Annotated in this window: 14 protein-coding genes; 4 read left to right on the forward strand and 10 right to left on the reverse strand. The window is 46.1% G+C overall.

What is annotated here, in order from left to right; translation table 11 throughout:
- Nucleotides 1–337 precede the first annotated feature (337 nt).
- Nucleotides 338–784 (forward strand): hypothetical protein, encoded by a 447-nt coding sequence (locus B9N89_RS00005; RefSeq protein WP_132314885.1) that lies wholly within the window; start codon nt 338–340, stop codon nt 782–784.
- Between the two features lie 47 nt (nt 785–831).
- Here B9N89_RS00005 and B9N89_RS00010 read toward each other — a convergent pair whose 3' ends face one another.
- From B9N89_RS00010 to B9N89_RS00020, 3 genes are read right to left on the reverse strand one after another with little or no spacing between them, the layout of a single operon-like run.
- A complete protein-coding gene (locus B9N89_RS00010; RefSeq protein WP_132314883.1) occupies nt 832–1,512 on the reverse strand; it encodes a hypothetical protein in 681 nt (226 codons plus the stop codon).
- A gap of 38 nt (nt 1,513–1,550) precedes the next feature.
- On the reverse strand, nt 1,551–1,913 hold the full coding sequence (locus tag B9N89_RS00015) for a response regulator (RefSeq protein WP_132314881.1): 363 nt from the start codon (nt 1,911–1,913) through the stop codon (nt 1,551–1,553).
- A 24-nt stretch (nt 1,914–1,937) separates the two neighbouring features.
- Nucleotides 1,938–2,624, reverse strand: a complete 687-nt coding sequence (locus tag B9N89_RS00020) for a hypothetical protein (protein WP_132314879.1) — start codon at nt 2,622–2,624, stop codon at nt 1,938–1,940.
- 234 nt (nt 2,625–2,858) lie between these two features.
- On the opposite strand from B9N89_RS00020, the gene B9N89_RS00025 reads away from it, so the two are divergent.
- Nucleotides 2,859–5,666, forward strand: coding sequence for a DEAD/DEAH box helicase (locus tag B9N89_RS00025; protein ID WP_159455041.1), 2,808 nt, complete (start codon nt 2,859–2,861; stop codon nt 5,664–5,666).
- 2 nt (nt 5,667–5,668) lie between these two features.
- On the opposite strand, the gene gltX is transcribed toward B9N89_RS00025, so the two are convergent.
- Entirely contained in the window at nt 5,669–7,111 is a 1,443-nt protein-coding gene (gene gltX / locus B9N89_RS00030) for a glutamate--tRNA ligase (protein WP_132314875.1), read from the reverse strand.
- A gap of 173 nt (nt 7,112–7,284) precedes the next feature.
- Between gltX and B9N89_RS00035 the strand changes: the two genes are divergently transcribed.
- Nucleotides 7,285–8,220, forward strand: a complete 936-nt coding sequence (locus B9N89_RS00035; protein WP_132314873.1) for a 6-carboxytetrahydropterin synthase — start codon at nt 7,285–7,287, stop codon at nt 8,218–8,220.
- A gap of 14 nt (nt 8,221–8,234) precedes the next feature.
- Here the strand turns inward: B9N89_RS00035 and B9N89_RS00040 are convergent, their stop codons facing one another.
- On the reverse strand, nt 8,235–8,831 hold the full coding sequence (locus tag B9N89_RS00040) for an aminodeoxychorismate/anthranilate synthase component II (RefSeq protein WP_132314871.1): 597 nt from the start codon (nt 8,829–8,831) through the stop codon (nt 8,235–8,237).
- Nucleotides 8,832–8,886: 55 nt separating this feature from the next.
- On the opposite strand from B9N89_RS00040, the gene B9N89_RS00045 reads away from it, so the two are divergent.
- Entirely contained in the window at nt 8,887–9,618 is a 732-nt protein-coding gene (locus B9N89_RS00045; RefSeq protein ID WP_132314869.1) for a hypothetical protein, read from the forward strand.
- Here B9N89_RS00045 and B9N89_RS00050 read toward each other — a convergent pair whose 3' ends face one another.
- The 5 genes from B9N89_RS00050 to truA all read right to left on the reverse strand — a co-directional run bounded on the left by B9N89_RS00050 (nt 9,619) and on the right by truA (nt 14,473).
- Entirely contained in the window at nt 9,619–10,701 is a 1,083-nt protein-coding gene (locus B9N89_RS00050) for an undecaprenyldiphospho-muramoylpentapeptide beta-N-acetylglucosaminyltransferase (protein ID WP_132314867.1), read from the reverse strand. It lies immediately after the preceding gene.
- The gene (locus tag B9N89_RS00055; protein WP_159455042.1) at nt 10,698–11,198 is read right to left on the reverse strand and encodes a GspE/PulE family protein; all 501 of its coding nucleotides are present in this window, start codon (nt 11,196–11,198) and stop codon (nt 10,698–10,700) included. Before B9N89_RS00055 ends, B9N89_RS00050 begins: the two co-directional genes overlap by 4 nt.
- Complete coding sequence (locus B9N89_RS00060) at nt 11,174–11,878, reverse strand: hypothetical protein (protein WP_234996047.1); 705 nt, start codon at nt 11,876–11,878, stop codon at nt 11,174–11,176. Before B9N89_RS00060 ends, B9N89_RS00055 begins: the two co-directional genes overlap by 25 nt.
- Nucleotides 11,850–13,604, reverse strand: coding sequence for a tetratricopeptide repeat protein (locus tag B9N89_RS00065; protein WP_132314861.1), 1,755 nt, complete (start codon nt 13,602–13,604; stop codon nt 11,850–11,852). Before B9N89_RS00065 ends, B9N89_RS00060 begins: the two co-directional genes overlap by 29 nt.
- Nucleotides 13,605–13,675: 71 nt before the next feature.
- Nucleotides 13,676–14,473 carry a tRNA pseudouridine(38-40) synthase TruA gene (truA, locus tag B9N89_RS00070; RefSeq protein ID WP_132314859.1) on the reverse strand — a complete coding sequence of 266 codons (798 nt, stop codon included), beginning with the start codon at nt 14,471–14,473 and terminating at the stop codon, nt 13,676–13,678.
- Between the last annotated feature and the right edge of the window lie 3 nt (nt 14,474–14,476).

A 14,476-nucleotide genomic window follows, 5' to 3' on the forward strand; every position in this document is an offset into this window, starting at 1 on the left:
GCCTCCAGATGACAGGATGATGATTGCTCATCATTCCTCGAAATTGACGTTTGTAATTCTTTTGCGTCTTTAGCTATTCAGTTTTCAAAGAACTTTGCCTTGGTTTTTCAACCGTTTGCTGTGAGTTGTTGTTAACTCCTCATCAGTGGCGTGAGGAAGACTTATACGGACTTGCCCCCAACTCGTCAACACCTAAACCCTAAAAAAGAGATTTTTTTTTAAAATAAATCGCAATGTTATCTATGCCAACGTGTCGATTCACAAAAATATCAATTATATTAAAGTTTTAAGGAAATTTTCCGATATAGGACTGACGGGAAACCATGAGGACCTAAATATGAAGTCAGTCTATTTCCTCTTAGCGGTCACAGCCACTCTTGTGGTTGGCTGTGGAATTACCGGAACTCGGTACATTAATTACCAAGGCACGAGTGATGCCGGCGGTGCTGGTGGTGTAGCATTTTGTCAGGCAGCAGTGGATGCCTTAGCTCTGGGCTTCACATCAGCTGGATGCAACTGCCATTCGTCCACTGCTCCAACCCTCTCAGGAGATACAGCAACAGACCGCTTAACCTTTTTGGCTTTAGCAGACAGCAAACACCAAGGGGACCCAGACGAGTTAGTGGCATATCTAAAGACTCAGCATACAGGTAGCTCAGCGGTAACTGGTGAATTAGCGACTGGCCTCGATGATTGGGCCACAAGCGAAAAGGACACAAGCATTTGCCCCCCGGCGGAAACTGATACCACAACCGATACAGAAACAGATGCTGACGGTGCCTAAGTAGAATCAGACACCCCTCAGGGTGCCTGTTGATCATGTATTATATGTTAAGAAGATTTTTTTAGGTCGGGAAAGTAAGTCAAAAATTCATTCTTTTCATCTTCGGTCGTATACTGACGGAAAGTGTAGTTCTTTATGTCCGTCGTAACTTTCTCAAGTTCTCCGATGTTACAACGATTGTCATAGTCGATCAGAACGTAGTTCAAGCCTGTCTGCAGTACTTTCAGTGCCATAATTACGTGATCGAGTCTTTGAGCAATAACATCCTCTGATGATAGAGCACCAATCATCCCTAACAAGAAGTTCTGTAGATCATCATCCAGACTTTTGACATTGCGCATGTCTCGCATGAACTTACTATCGAATCGCTTGAGTCTATTCTGCAGGAGAACTTCAGGGTCGGCTGTCGTCAGAGCAGATAAATCCTCGCCCTTTTCGAACTTATCCTTCACTTCGTCGAAAAGATCATCGATCATCTTCTGGAGACCATCCACGAGAACTTGTGTTTCAGCATCAGGATTAAAGTATGCTTGTTCCAGAGCATCTTCTGCGGCTTTACGCTTCTGCTCTGTAATGCTGCTTATATTCTTGACGCCTTCCATCACAGTATCAACCGTACCTTCCATCGTTCCTCGGATGTGATTGAGCTGGTACTCCATCAGCGCCGAAAAATGTTCCAGGAAGTCGATGAGGTACGAGCTGCCACCTTTTAAGCTCTCATCGGCCATGAACACTCCCGAAATTTCTCAGGTTAATGCTGAATGCATTAACCTGCTATTTTAGAAACCGCTGCAACTAGCTGATCAGGTTGGAATGGTTTTACCAACCATCCTTTTGCTCCAGCATCCTTTGCTCTTTGGATGAGATCTGAAGCACCTTCTGTTGTCAGCATGATAACTGGTACAGTGCTTCCCTCGCTTTTTAGTTTTTCAACCATCTCAAGACCATTCATGTTAGGCATGTTCACATCGCTGATCACCATCGCAACATCAGCGTTTGCCTTGAGCTTCTCGATACCATCAGCACCATCTTCCGCTTCAATCACTTCGTAGCCACCTTTAGTCAATGTGAAACTCACCTGCTGACGAATCGTCTTGGAGTCATCCACGATCATCACTTTCTTACCCATGATACTCTCCCTAGTTAAAAAGTCTTAAGACACCTTCTTATTACTTACCTTTGGTTGCCCAAAAATCTTATGAAATATTTGCTTCTCTTCCTCGGCGGTATAACTTCGATACACCTCGGTTAAAATCTCATTACGCAGTTGCTTGACACTCGACTGTGTTGAAAACACACGGTGATCGTTTACAACTTTCGACAGGCCAGCTCGTAGCAAGTGGATCGACTGTGTCACGTGGCTCAGCCTTTGCGCCATGACATCATCCATAGAAACCGAGCCAACCACTTTAACAAGCAGGTCTTGCACATCAGTATCCATTGTGCTCAGGGCTTCCATATGCTTGGAGAAGACACCACCCGAGCGCCTCAATTTATTTTCTAGAGCGATTCGCCTTTGTTCGTAGGCACTTTCACTTGTTTTCGTCGCTTTTGTATCTGCCTCTTCCATTGATGCATTCATGAAGTCATCGGATTGATCGTCCTTAACTAACACCCGCGACGCTTTTTCGATCTTGTCGTCTGCTGTTGAGCTGATATGATTCACCGAAGACATAATGTCTTGCACGGTCGATTCCATTAGCTTTCGAATCGCCATTAGCTGTTGCTCAGACAAGAAGGTAAAATCCCGAATGAAATCAACTAAGATTTTTGCAGACAAAAATGCTTCTTTGCTATCCACAGGTACCGCCTGTCCTTTTGCGAAACATATAGAACTCATCGCGAGCATCCTTCGAGAAAAGTATCGGCCCCCCTACTTGTTCCTTAAATGAGAATTTTCACCAGGGTTGTCTTTCATGAGAGAATTCAGGCGTTTATTCAGCAAAAATAGGGTAATCTGAGATAATTTTTGCCTAAGTCCTTACTTCACGCCAAAAAAGTGACAGTGTAAATCGGACTTTTTGGTTGTGATATACTGATGCTTAGCGGCACCCATCTTGACGAGTCACCGATTGTGAAAACCGACATCCTAGACTTTTTCTACGAACATACTGCTGAGTTCGACTGGCACGAGGGCCTCGATCTATATACCACCGGTAAGGTCAAAGAAGTTCAACATATTCATGGACTTATTACTGGAAAAGTAACATCAAATATTGGGAGAGACCTAGAAGTTCGGCTAAAAGTTCATCCCAATGGTAGGTTCATTCAATGGATCGAGTGCACTTGCCGGAAGAACCGAACTACAGGCCAATACTGCGAGCACATCTCTGCACTCATGATCTGCTTGCAGCATGACCACGGCAAGTTCCTTGCACAGATCGATTCAAAAATGCCTGTTAAAGCTCCCACCGTGCCCCGCAAGGTGCGTTCTGCGCAGAAGAAAGAGGAGCCCGAACCTGCAAAACAGGATGGTGCAGCTCAATCTATCCTGAGCCATCTGAAGAATATTCATAGCATCAGGCTTATGGCTAAAGGGCCAACAATCCGAGTTCGTGCCGAGACTAAACCAGGAGAATTTAAAAACTACACTTTCCAGCTAGATGAGGCCGCCAAGTTTTTGGCATCGTCTCCCAAACTCAAGTCTGCGACTGACGAGGTGAAGCAGCTTAAGGTTTACCAAACACCTGTGACTTTAGGGACAAGGATCTATCAGATTGAGGATGAAAAGATTGTTGCTGAAAAAGTCATTGCGATCAAACATACCGCAAGAACCCTAAAATCTCTCGGTCAGGTCGATACATCCATATCAAATCAAACCGGTCTTCATAAGCTCGTTAACCAAGAGAACCCTAACGGCAAAGAAGGTACATTTGAATTCATTCCGATAAAATCTGCTGGTCGCTACATTGGCAAAGAATATTTCTTCTACCCTCAGCGCGGTTATTGGAAACTGAATCTAGCAGATGTCCACGGCGACTGGCATGAGTTACCACTGAAGAAGACCTTCAAAGATGATCAAGCTGCCGATCTCGTCGATCGCGGCTTTCAAGAATATCTAGAGTACGGCCCCATTTGGCTCGACGAAAATCTCAAGTCTCATCAAATCGATAGCACTCCAGAGCTTTCACAGATAAAAATCCACAAGTCCACGGATGGCTGGTTCTACTTAGATCCCAGTTATGGTCAAGGGAAATCGAGTGTTTCCATGGTGGATCTCATGGTCCAGTTTCGGAAGAACCAACGCGACTATCTGAAGAAAGGTGACAAATGGGTAAAAGTTCCTGAGTTTATCAAGGAGCATAACTGGGACCTCGATGACACTGGCAAGTATCTCAAAGTAGACTCTTTAGGTCTGCTTCGGCTGAAGGCTGCTGTGGGAGACTTCGATCAGTTTGTCGGCAGCAAAGCCATGCTAAATAAAATCCGCAGCAGCCTGGAGTTTCAGCCTGTAGGTAAGCTACCGTCGCTTAAGCATACCAACTTAGATCTTAGGGAGTACCAGGAAACTGGTCTACAGTGGATGTGGTGGCTTTACCAAAATAATTTACACGGGCTCCTAGCTGACGAAATGGGCCTCGGCAAGACCCACCAATCGATGGCGCTTATGTCGGCGATTCAAAAAATCAAGCCAGACGCACGATTTCTGGTGATTTGTCCGACCACGGTTTTAGATCACTGGGAAGACAAGGTTAATGACTTCTGCCCTAACCTAAAACCGATGAAACATCACGGTCCCAAACGCAGCCATAATTTTAAGATCTTTGAAAAGAACCACGCCCTTCTCATCACCAGTTATGGTGTTTTGCTACGTGATCTAAAAAACCTAACGCAATCTGAATGGGACGCAGTCATTCTGGATGAGGCTCACTTTGTTAAGAATAATGACACCGCGACCTACCGAGCAGTTTGCAAACTACAGGGTCGCATTAGGCTGTGCCTTACGGGGACTCCAATGGAGAACCATCTCGGTGAGCTAAAAAACATATTTGACTTTCTGGTTCCAGGATACTTGGGCTCCGACTCATATTTTAAGTCCCACTACATATCTCCTATAGAGAAAGGCAATGCATCTGAAACAGAGCTGGAGCTACAAAAGCTCATCCACCCTTTCAAAATGCGACGCAATAAGTCCAACGTTTTAAAAGATCTTCCACCCAAAGTAGAGGATATCAGGCACTGCACCTTGTCCCCTGAGCAAGTCAAGATCTATAAAAAAGTTCTTAGCATGAAGGGGCGGCCGCTGATTGAGCAGCTTAAGAACGAAAGTTCTCCAGTACCTTATCTTCATGTTTTTGCTACGTTGACATTGCTCAAGCAGGTTTGCAATCACCCAGCATTAGTAGAAAAGACTTTGGACTACAAAAGCTCAGAGTCCGGTAAGTTCGAACTCTTGAAGGAAATCCTAGAAGAAGCCATTGGTAGTGGTCACAAGGTCGTGATTTACAGTCAGTATGTCCAGATGATCAAAATCATTTCTCAGTATCTAACTGACGAAGATGTTGGCCACGTAACCCTTACTGGCTCCACACGGAATCGCGGGGCGGTTATCAATAAATTTCAAACACAGGAAGATTGTAAAGTGTTTGTTGGCTCACTCCTAGCCGGTGGCGTGGGTATCGATCTCACAGCTGCGTCGGTCGTCGTTCACTACGATCGATGGTGGAACGCGAGTAAAGAAAATCAAGCAACCGATCGCGTCTATCGAATGGGTCAAAACAAGAATGTTCAGGTATTAAAGCTTGTGAATCGTGGCACCTTAGAAGAAAAAATCGATGCTTTGATCAACTCGAAAAATGAGCTGTTTGAGAAGTTTATGGACAAGGATGAAGAGATCTTCAAATCCTTGTCCAGAAATCAGCTTATCGACCTTCTACAATAAGCCTATTTCAAGTGGCTTGATTGGATGAAGTCACGCAATCGGAACCTCACAATCTCTCGACCTAAGACTTCTATAGTCTCGTTGAGAGGTGGAGAGTCCTTTCGACCAGTGATCATCAGTCGGATAGGCATAAAAAAGTCTTTTGGCTTCCAACCAAGCTCATCCTTGTAGGCCTTAAGACATGCTTCAATATGATCAACATCCCACTCATAAAGATCGTCTAGTTTTTCAACGAGTCCCTTCACCATCTTTTTCATCTCGCCTTTTTCTTTACCCTTGGGCACGATCGCTAAACCATCATAGTTTAAAGCACCGTTGAAAAAGAACTGATTGTTGTCGGTGAATTGCTCAAAGCGGCTCATACGCTCCAAAACAAGAGGCTTCATCTTTCTCAAGTAGTCTTCAGAGAAGATTTGCTCACGAACATAATTCACAAACTGATCTTCGTTCATCTGATGCATGTAGTGCTGGTTCACCCAGTTAAGCTTCACTTGATCGAAGATTGGCCCCCCAAGGGACACCTTTCTGAAGTCAAAAACTTCGATCATCTGGTCTAGTGAGAAGATTTCTTGATCATCGCCATAGCTCCAACCCATGAGCGCTAGAAAATTCACCATCGCCTCTGGCAAGATCCCCGCCCGGTGATAGTAATCCAAGGATACGGGGTTCTTACGCTTAGAAATTTTCGACTTGTCTGTATTGCGAAGCAATGGCATATGGATCCAGGTCGGCTCATCCCAGCCAAAGGCCTCGTAAAGGAGCACATGCTTGGGTGTTGATGAAATCCATTCTTCAGCGCGAATCACATGGCTAATATGCATAAGGTGGTCATCGACCACATTGGCAAAGTGATAGGTCGGAAAGCCATCGGACTTGATGAGGACCTGGTCATCAAGCTGCTCGTTGTTAATCTCCACGGCGCCGCGTAACTCATCATTAAACTTGGTCGTGCCATCAAGCGGCATTTTCAAACGAACAACAGACGGAACTCCGTCGGCAACAAGCTTCGCAGCTTCTTCCTGACTCATATCGCGACACTTGCCGTCATATTTGGTTTGCTTGCCAGCAGCTTTTTGTTCCTCTCGCAAGGCCTGCAAGCGATCAGCAGTACAGAAGCACCGATAGGCTTTGCCAGAAGCAATAAGCTGCTCGTAGTGCTCTTTATAAATATCGAGTCGTTTGGATTGATGATAAGGGCCAAAGTCGCCCCCAACATCAGGACCTTCATCCCAAGACAAGCCTAACCACTTCAGGCTACTAAGGATCTGGGCTTCACTGCTCGACTTCGCCCGGGTCTGGTCGGTGTCTTCGATGCGAAGGACAAACTTACCCCCGTTTTTCTTAGCAAAAACATAGTTGAAAAGAGCTATGTAAGCAGTTCCCACATGGGGGTCGCCGGTCGGTGATGGTGCGATGCGGACTTTTACTTCTCTATTTCCAGACATTTCTCGTTTTTCCTTCACCTTATACTTGAAACCGTCAAAAAGATCCTATATACAGTACCATTTCCTGATAGTGGGTGTACCACTTTCACAGCGTTATAGTGGGCTGCGGCGTTCTCCGCAACCAGAGTTTCCAAAAAAATTCTTGAGATGTCGATAATTTGGCGGAGGAAGACATGGACAATACATTCAGCCAGACGGTTAATAGAGAGCCAGTCGGAACCCTTTTTATTAAAGATGTCGATAGGATAGACTGCGCGACCTTCGATCCAAGCGTCGGCGTCACAGGCAAGTCTTGGTACGTCGATGTCGAGGTAGGTGGTGCACTGGATGATAACGGCTTCGTCTACGATTTTAGCCTCCTTAAAAAGCTTGTGAAAAAGATCCTGAAGGAGACGGTAGATCACGCCCTTCTGATCCCTATCAAGTCAAGCTCGGTGGAGTTTGAGTCCGCAGGAGATAACGAGCGCTGGACCTTATCAGCAAAGACTAAACTTATCGGTAATAACTCAACTTGGACTTACGAGTGCCCCAAAGGCTCGGTTTACCCAGTTCGATCTTTGAAGATAACTCGCAACATTATCGAGCAGGAGTGTACGAAGCTCGTTCGTCATCGCTTGCCGAATACAATCCAGAAAGTCGCTGTAAAGCTCCGTAAGGAAGAAGGCGATGCTCATAGCACCTTTTTCCGCTATACCCATGGCATCACAGGCCACGAAGGCTTATGCCAACGATTGTTCCATGGCCATCGCAGCCGCGTGGAAGTGTTCGTTGCTGACGAACGACGCACTGATCTCGAGCGATATGTTGCCCACGATTTGTTTGGCTCCATCGTTCACATCGCATCTGTAGACCAGGTGACCAGTGGTGTGTACGAACCAGGTATGCGAATGAATCGCGATGAATCTGTGAGCTTGGCTTACACGGGGAGCTTAGGCACTTATAAAGCCGAGATCCCATTGAGTCGCACCTTCTTTGTAAAGTCGTTTACATCGATCGAATCGATCACGACTGAGGTCGCCATGCACCTCAAAGAGCGCTTCCATATTCAAGCACCTGTACGAGTTCACTGCTACGAAGGCATCGATAAAGGGGCTATTACAGAAGTCTAGTCAGTTTTTTGATTTCAGGACTTACCAGAATAGAATTGCTGGCACTGCCTTAGCCAAAACTGAAGAAGGGGCTCCATCCCTTCACTCAGAAAAGACTCGGGATGGAATTGGACCCCTACAGCAGGGTAGTCATCATCCCAATACTCCAGTATCTCGACCTCACCCCAATCGTTAACCCCCGTAATCCAATGTTCCTTCAGCATAGACTGATCTAAAACGAGGGAGTTATAGGTAGCAACCGATAGCAACCCACCTAATGGGAAAAGCTGCGAACCTTTGGACACATGCACATCCCGACGCGAGCCATGAAATGGACTCTTAGCCTGGATCGTTCGGCTTCCTAAAACCGCACCAAGTATCTGATGGCCGAGACAAACTCCCAGAATAGGGGCTTTCCCCATCATGTCTGCTGTTAAGGACAGACTTTGTAAGACATCACGAGGAGACTTGGGACCAGGGGAGAGCACGAGTGGCTTTCGCTGAGAAAGATCGAACTCATTCATCCGATCGAAGGGCACTCGAATCAGATCGAGTTTATGCGATCCCCTTTGCAGCCAATCTAGGAGATTGAAACTAAAACTGTCATAATGATCTATGAATAAGACTTCCATACAATCCACTAGATAGCCGTCAGGCTGGTATTTAGCAATAGGAGAAACTCAAGTTATGATGGGAATCTCGTATCTATTTTTATTAACTACTATTTTCATCATGATTAGCGAAGTGTGTTTTGCTGGGGACCCTTCCCCATCGAGGCAGCTGGTGGACTTCAATCAGTATAACCCGCTGGAACCTGCCTTCTCCCGTGGTTCTTTAGGGCTAAAGGTTGGGATCGGCCTTGAGGAACACCAGTGGCGCGAAGCACCAAGCTTGAATCGCCAGATCTATGCTCAACCTAACTCCGAAACTGGTCGCTTGGAACTCGTCAATGTCTACCTGCATAAAGGTACCCCGTGGCCTATCGATCTGGGAATTGTTCTTTCCCAAGCGATTGATTCTGAAGTATCCAGGCTAGGCAGCCACCTCCAGTGGACATTCTTTGAAGGTTTCAAACTCCCTTCATTTGGTCTTCGGGTGGCCCACAGCCGCATCTATGGATTAAACTCTACGGAAGTGAGAAGCTTTCAAGGTGACATGGTCGCAGACTACTCTATATTCAGCTACTTCACACTCTTCGCAAAATATAGTCTCGGTCAGCATAAGATTGATCAAAACTTCGAGACGCAACCAAGCCTTAGACTTGATAATGATGAGACATTCCAAAGTGAATTTCAAGATTCTAGCAGCCTTATTGGTCTGCAAGTCCGCGCCTGGCCAGGAGTTGGTGATTTAACCTTCGCCCGCACCAGCAGTATTGTGGGAGCCCGATACCTGTTTAAGGCGAGCTTTGGGATGTAGTCACTGCGCCGCCACGCCGAGTCTTGGACCAAAAGCATGATGAATCAAACCTTCCGCATCCGATGGCACGAAAGAGTCGGTCATCGCCTTAGTCATTTGACTGCGACCCTGATCCAAGCTCTCTATCGCTTGTTTGAGTGCCGGGCCAGATAGTTCCGTTTCCCGTAGAACTCTGGCCACTCCATGTTTGGCAAAGCACTTGGCATTGTCGACCTGATCTCCCCTGCTCCCGATTTCTAAGGGGATCAGTAGCATAGGCTTCTTGAGGGCTAAAAACTCGAAGATAGAGTTGGCACCTGCACGACTGACCACAAAATCCGACAAAGCAAAGATATCTTTCAATTCGGGGCCGACGAACTCAAAACTCTTGTACTTCGGATGTTGAAAGTTTAACCCTTTACCCTGACCCGTGATATGAATGACCTGAAATCGAATCACCAGATCTGGCAAAATTTCTTCCAGTGCCTCATTAATTCGCTGGGCACCGAGACTTCCTCCCATGACCAAAACAGTCGGCTCCTGATCGCTCAAACCACAGAAAACCGCTCCCCTATGTGCGTCACCTTTTTTCAAATCTTCCCGAATCGGCAAACCGACCAACCGAGACTTCGAGGGATCGAGATACTTTTTTGTATCTGGGAAGCTATAGAAGATCATCTGAGCGAAAGGTTTGATAATCTTATTTGCCAGGCCTGGAGTTAGGTCGCTTTCATGGGAATAAACTGGAATTCGCAGCAACCAAGCGGAGACGGCAACGGGAACACTAACAAAGCCACCCTTGCTAAAAACGAGCTGGGGTCGAATCATGGCCAGGATAAAAAATGACTGTATCGTTCCCCAAGCGACCTTAAAAACATCAATAAGATTTTGAAGGGAAATATAACGCCTTAGCTTGCCGGCGGAAATTTGATGAAATACGACCCTCTCATGGGAGGACATAAGTTTTTTTTCGATTCCTTTTGAGCCGATATAATGAACTTCAATTCCTTGCTTTGCATATCGCGGTAACATGGCTATGTGAGGCATTACATGACCAGCTGTGCCTCCTCCAGTAAGAACTATCTTCTTTTTTAGGCTCGTCATGACGTCTCCGTATCACTTTTGTCGAATACTAGGCTGGGCAGCTGGCTTACGATCGGATAGAACCTTAGGGTTGCATCCAGAATTCTCGACTTTTCGTGGATACTATATTGATATGCTCCTAAGGTATCCCTAAGAAACGCCTCTAGATCAACCATTGTTGGATCACTAATCACGACCTTAAATTCATCCTTCCTGGGGTCAGTTCCGAGCGGAAAAATAGCTAGACGTCGCGCGTCGTGAAAGCTAATAGCTTCGAAAGCGTCGTCTTTAATATCGTTAGCTGCAATCGCATAGACACGAGTTACTCGAAAGTAATCAGCTAGAATATCTGCAACTTGTCGCTCTGTTAGCAGATGGGTCTCGACGATCGCATCGTAGGTCGATACTCCCCATTGTTCTTTGAACTTGGCAATCAACTGCAAGTTGGTCGGGGAAAGTGCCTGCTTCTCTTCCAACAGTGACGACAAGGACACTAGATTGATGTTTTTTCCACCCACTTGATCGTTACTCCTTGGCCGTATTTAATCAGGGAACTCGCAGGGTCTTTACCCAAAAAGCAGTGTTCAAACTGATGATTCACAAAACCCATATATTCAGACCATTGATAATCAGCACAAAATGAGGGTCGTACCTTAGCAAGATCATTTAAGATAAGGCTAATATTGCGGTTGCCATGATGAAAAGCGAGCTTGGCTCCTTTCTGGGTTTCCTCATAGCTGGTGATATTGGCTTGCCACGACTTAGGTATTCTACCAGTGAGTAGACAGGGGATTTCATCAAGTTTGATGCCGATATAGTGACCTTGAATGTAAATACTTTTATTCTCGTCCACCGAAACTTGCCCAGCATCGATCGCTGGCAGCGACAGCAGCAAACCTGGCTTTTGCAAATCACCATGAACTCGCCCAACAGTTTGGCCAAAGGAGTTATACGCCTCTAAACTCCAAGCTTGGCTACCGTTTGCGACCCAGTCCATCTCTGTACCAAATAAGTACTGTCCTTGATCTCGAACAGAAAGAAAAACATTGCCCTCTCCTTGACTGCATGTAGAAAATAATCGCTCCACAGCAATGGGAAGTTTTGGTTCAATATAGGACGTAGTTTGACAAGCACTCACAAAAGCAAGAAGGGGTAACGAAAGAGCCCACTTAGGCATTCCTGCCTTTGAACTCCTCATATTTTTTAAGTATGCGATCACGATCTCTTGGGTCCATACGAGCCTTACTGGCTTTCTCATAGTAGCTATAGGCTTTATCCATCTGGTCCATTGCACGATATACGTCTCCAATATGCTCAAGAATGACACCTTCGTTGGGGGCATACTTATTGGCTTCAAGTAAAATTTCAAGAGCTTCCTTGTACTGCTTTTTCTGATAGTAAACCCAGCCTAAAGAATCGAGATAGTAGCCATCGTTAGGCTTGATCTTGAGTGCTGTTTTAATCAGCATCTCTGCCTCATCCAGGTTATCTCCTCGCTCAGCATACAAGTATCCTAGATAGTTGTATGCGCCTGCGTGCTGGGGATCAATTTTTATTAGATGTTTCATCGTTTCAATGCAGTCATCCACATCTCCCTGACGCTCTTGATTGATCCCTAGTAGAAACCATATATCAGTCCGTTCTGGGTACTCTTGGCTTGCCTTAATCAAAACTTCTACAGCGGAGTCATATTTTTTCTGATCGCCATATAGGTTGGCTATCAATAGGTAGAAGTCGGGAGCCCGTTCATGCTTACTGGAAACGATTGACTTGCCGATACCGATCGCAATATCAAATTGTTTTAGTTCGCGATGGACAAGTATTTCCCGATACTTTGCATGTATGTAGAACTGAGAGCTTTCGTCAATATTCTGGTAAAGCTCAGCAGCTCTTTCTGGTCGTCCCATCTTTTCTGCACCAAGGGCTGTCATATACGAGATGCGACTATTGTCGGGAAAGTCTCGATTAAGCTCTTCGAGCAGGCTGGCAGCCTTCTCATAATTTTTGAGTTCCCAGTAAAGAAAGACTATCTGAAGCTTCACAGGAATGGAAACCTTCTGGCTATTACGATCCACCTCTTCCAAAAGAGATAACGCCTCTTCTAGGCTTCCGATTTGCTTGTAAAGGTTCACCATCCGAGCAATGAGATCATCATTATTCGGGTTCATTTGAAAGATCGTCTCATAAAGCTCCACTGCTCTCTTTGACTGGCCATTAAATTCCAGGGTTATAGCATAGAGGTGAATATACTCAGGGTTGTTACTCCGCAGGGTGTAGGCTCGCTCTGCGGCCTTCTTGGCCTTTTTAAGTTTCTTATCACTTAGGTACATCTTGGCAAGGAGAGCCCAACCATCCGCAAAGTTTGGATCAGCCTTGACCATCTCCTCGGCGATAATCACAGCTTTTTCAGGCTTGCCCATGGCGCGATAGGCCTGTATCAAGCCGATATATGCATCCAAGCGCTCGGAGTCGATGGTAAGAACTCGATTGAATTGCTTCACAGCGGATTGCAATTGCCCTTTAGCCAACTGAAATTGGCCCAGCAGGACATTGATTTCTGGATCTTTCGGATAAAGGAGTACCATGCGCTTGATTTGGGTAAAAGCTTCTTCAGGCTTGAGGTAGGCCTTGGAAGCTATCAGCTTCGCGGCAAGGTAAGAACTCGGATCTAAATTGTAGGCGAGCTCGTAGAGCTTGAGCGCAGTTTCTCGATCTTGGGCCAAAAGTCGATCTTCGGCGAGCAAAAAGTAGTAGTTGGCATTTGCACGTCGCTGCTCAGGAGACCATAGGTCTGACGACAAAGATTCTTGCTTTTCGAGGTCAAGAGGGTCTTCTGGGAGTGGTGGAAAATCTGACTTCGTTTGACAGGAGCTAAGGGCTAATCCAACACTGGTGAGGATTCCAAAACAAAGCTTATGGAACATATAATGCCCTCTAATCCGTGATGATCGCTATCTCTCTAGAGTATCAAAAAGGCAAGGCTTGGGAAAGCAGTCTAGATGAGGCGAAACCCCAGAGACTCTTCGCATAAAAAGCCCAGGTCAACCTTCTCAGGTGGCTGGTCATAGAAGACCTTCACAAGGCTCAAACCTGCCGCTGGCGCGGTTCTGCCAGCCGCCTTGCGATCTTGGGCACCAACGATTGCTGGAATAGCATCAGCTGGCAGTTTTCCTAAGCCAATCTCGACTAGGGTACCGACCATATTTCGGACCATTTGCTTCAGGAAACCTTCGCCAAGGACATAGATTTCGAGGCATCTGGGGTGGCTTTCGAAGTGAATGTCCAAGACTCGTCGCACAAAAGTTTTAGCCGATGAGTCTGTGGCACAAAAGCTTTTGAAGTTATGCTCACCGATAAAATCCTGCGCAGCACGACGAAGAAGGTCATCATTCAAATTATGAACGTGCCAAGAAAATTCCCGCAGAAATGGACTCGGAACCGGATGGGTCCAGATCCGATAGCGATAGAGCTTTGCTGTCGCCGAAAGGATCGGATGAAAGTTGGGGTCAACTGCTTGAATCGCCTGCACCGAAACCTCATTAGGCAACATAGCATTGACTCCCTTGAGGAGCCGATGTGTATTGAAGTCTGCTTTGCTTCGGAATGTCGCAACCTGCTGCTCCGCATGCACGCCACTGTCGGTCCTTGAGGAGCCTATGACCGTGACATCTTCCCTAAGGAAGACACCGAGGCATTTTTCAAGATGATCCTGGATTGAGTTACCCGATGGCTGAGACTGCCAACCATGAAAGGGGGTGCCCACATAGGCGAGTTCTAGTCGATATTGGGTCATATT

It is taken from the genome of Pseudobacteriovorax antillogorgiicola (genome assembly GCF_900177345.1).
In the GTDB taxonomy this organism is placed as follows: domain Bacteria; phylum Bdellovibrionota_B; class Oligoflexia; order Oligoflexales; family Oligoflexaceae; genus Pseudobacteriovorax; species Pseudobacteriovorax antillogorgiicola.

Bases quoted from the DNA above. Each gene is read 5' to 3' on its own strand.
- B9N89_RS00045 (WP_132314869.1), top strand. From the start codon at position 8,887: ATGATGGGAATCTCGTATCTATTTTTATTAACTACTATTTTCATCATG.
- B9N89_RS00035 (WP_132314873.1), top strand. From the start codon at position 7,285: ATGGACAATACATTCAGCCAGACGGTTAATAGAGAGCCAGTCGGAACC.
- gltX (WP_132314875.1), bottom strand. From the start codon at position 7,111: ATGTCTGGAAATAGAGAAGTAAAAGTCCGCATCGCACCATCACCGACC.
- B9N89_RS00040 (WP_132314871.1), bottom strand. From the start codon at position 8,831: ATGGAAGTCTTATTCATAGATCATTATGACAGTTTTAGTTTCAATCTC.
- B9N89_RS00010 (WP_132314883.1), bottom strand. From the start codon at position 1,512: ATGGCCGATGAGAGCTTAAAAGGTGGCAGCTCGTACCTCATCGACTTC.
- B9N89_RS00065 (WP_132314861.1), bottom strand. From the start codon at position 13,604: ATGTTCCATAAGCTTTGTTTTGGAATCCTCACCAGTGTTGGATTAGCC.
- truA (WP_132314859.1), bottom strand. From the start codon at position 14,473: ATGACCCAATATCGACTAGAACTCGCCTATGTGGGCACCCCCTTTCAT.
- B9N89_RS00005 (WP_132314885.1), top strand. From the start codon at position 338: ATGAAGTCAGTCTATTTCCTCTTAGCGGTCACAGCCACTCTTGTGGTT.
- B9N89_RS00050 (WP_132314867.1), bottom strand. From the start codon at position 10,701: ATGACGAGCCTAAAAAAGAAGATAGTTCTTACTGGAGGAGGCACAGCT.
- B9N89_RS00060 (WP_234996047.1), bottom strand. From the start codon at position 11,878: ATGAGGAGTTCAAAGGCAGGAATGCCTAAGTGGGCTCTTTCGTTACCC.
- B9N89_RS00020 (WP_132314879.1), bottom strand. From the start codon at position 2,624: ATGAGTTCTATATGTTTCGCAAAAGGACAGGCGGTACCTGTGGATAGC.
- B9N89_RS00015 (WP_132314881.1), bottom strand. From the start codon at position 1,913: ATGGGTAAGAAAGTGATGATCGTGGATGACTCCAAGACGATTCGTCAG.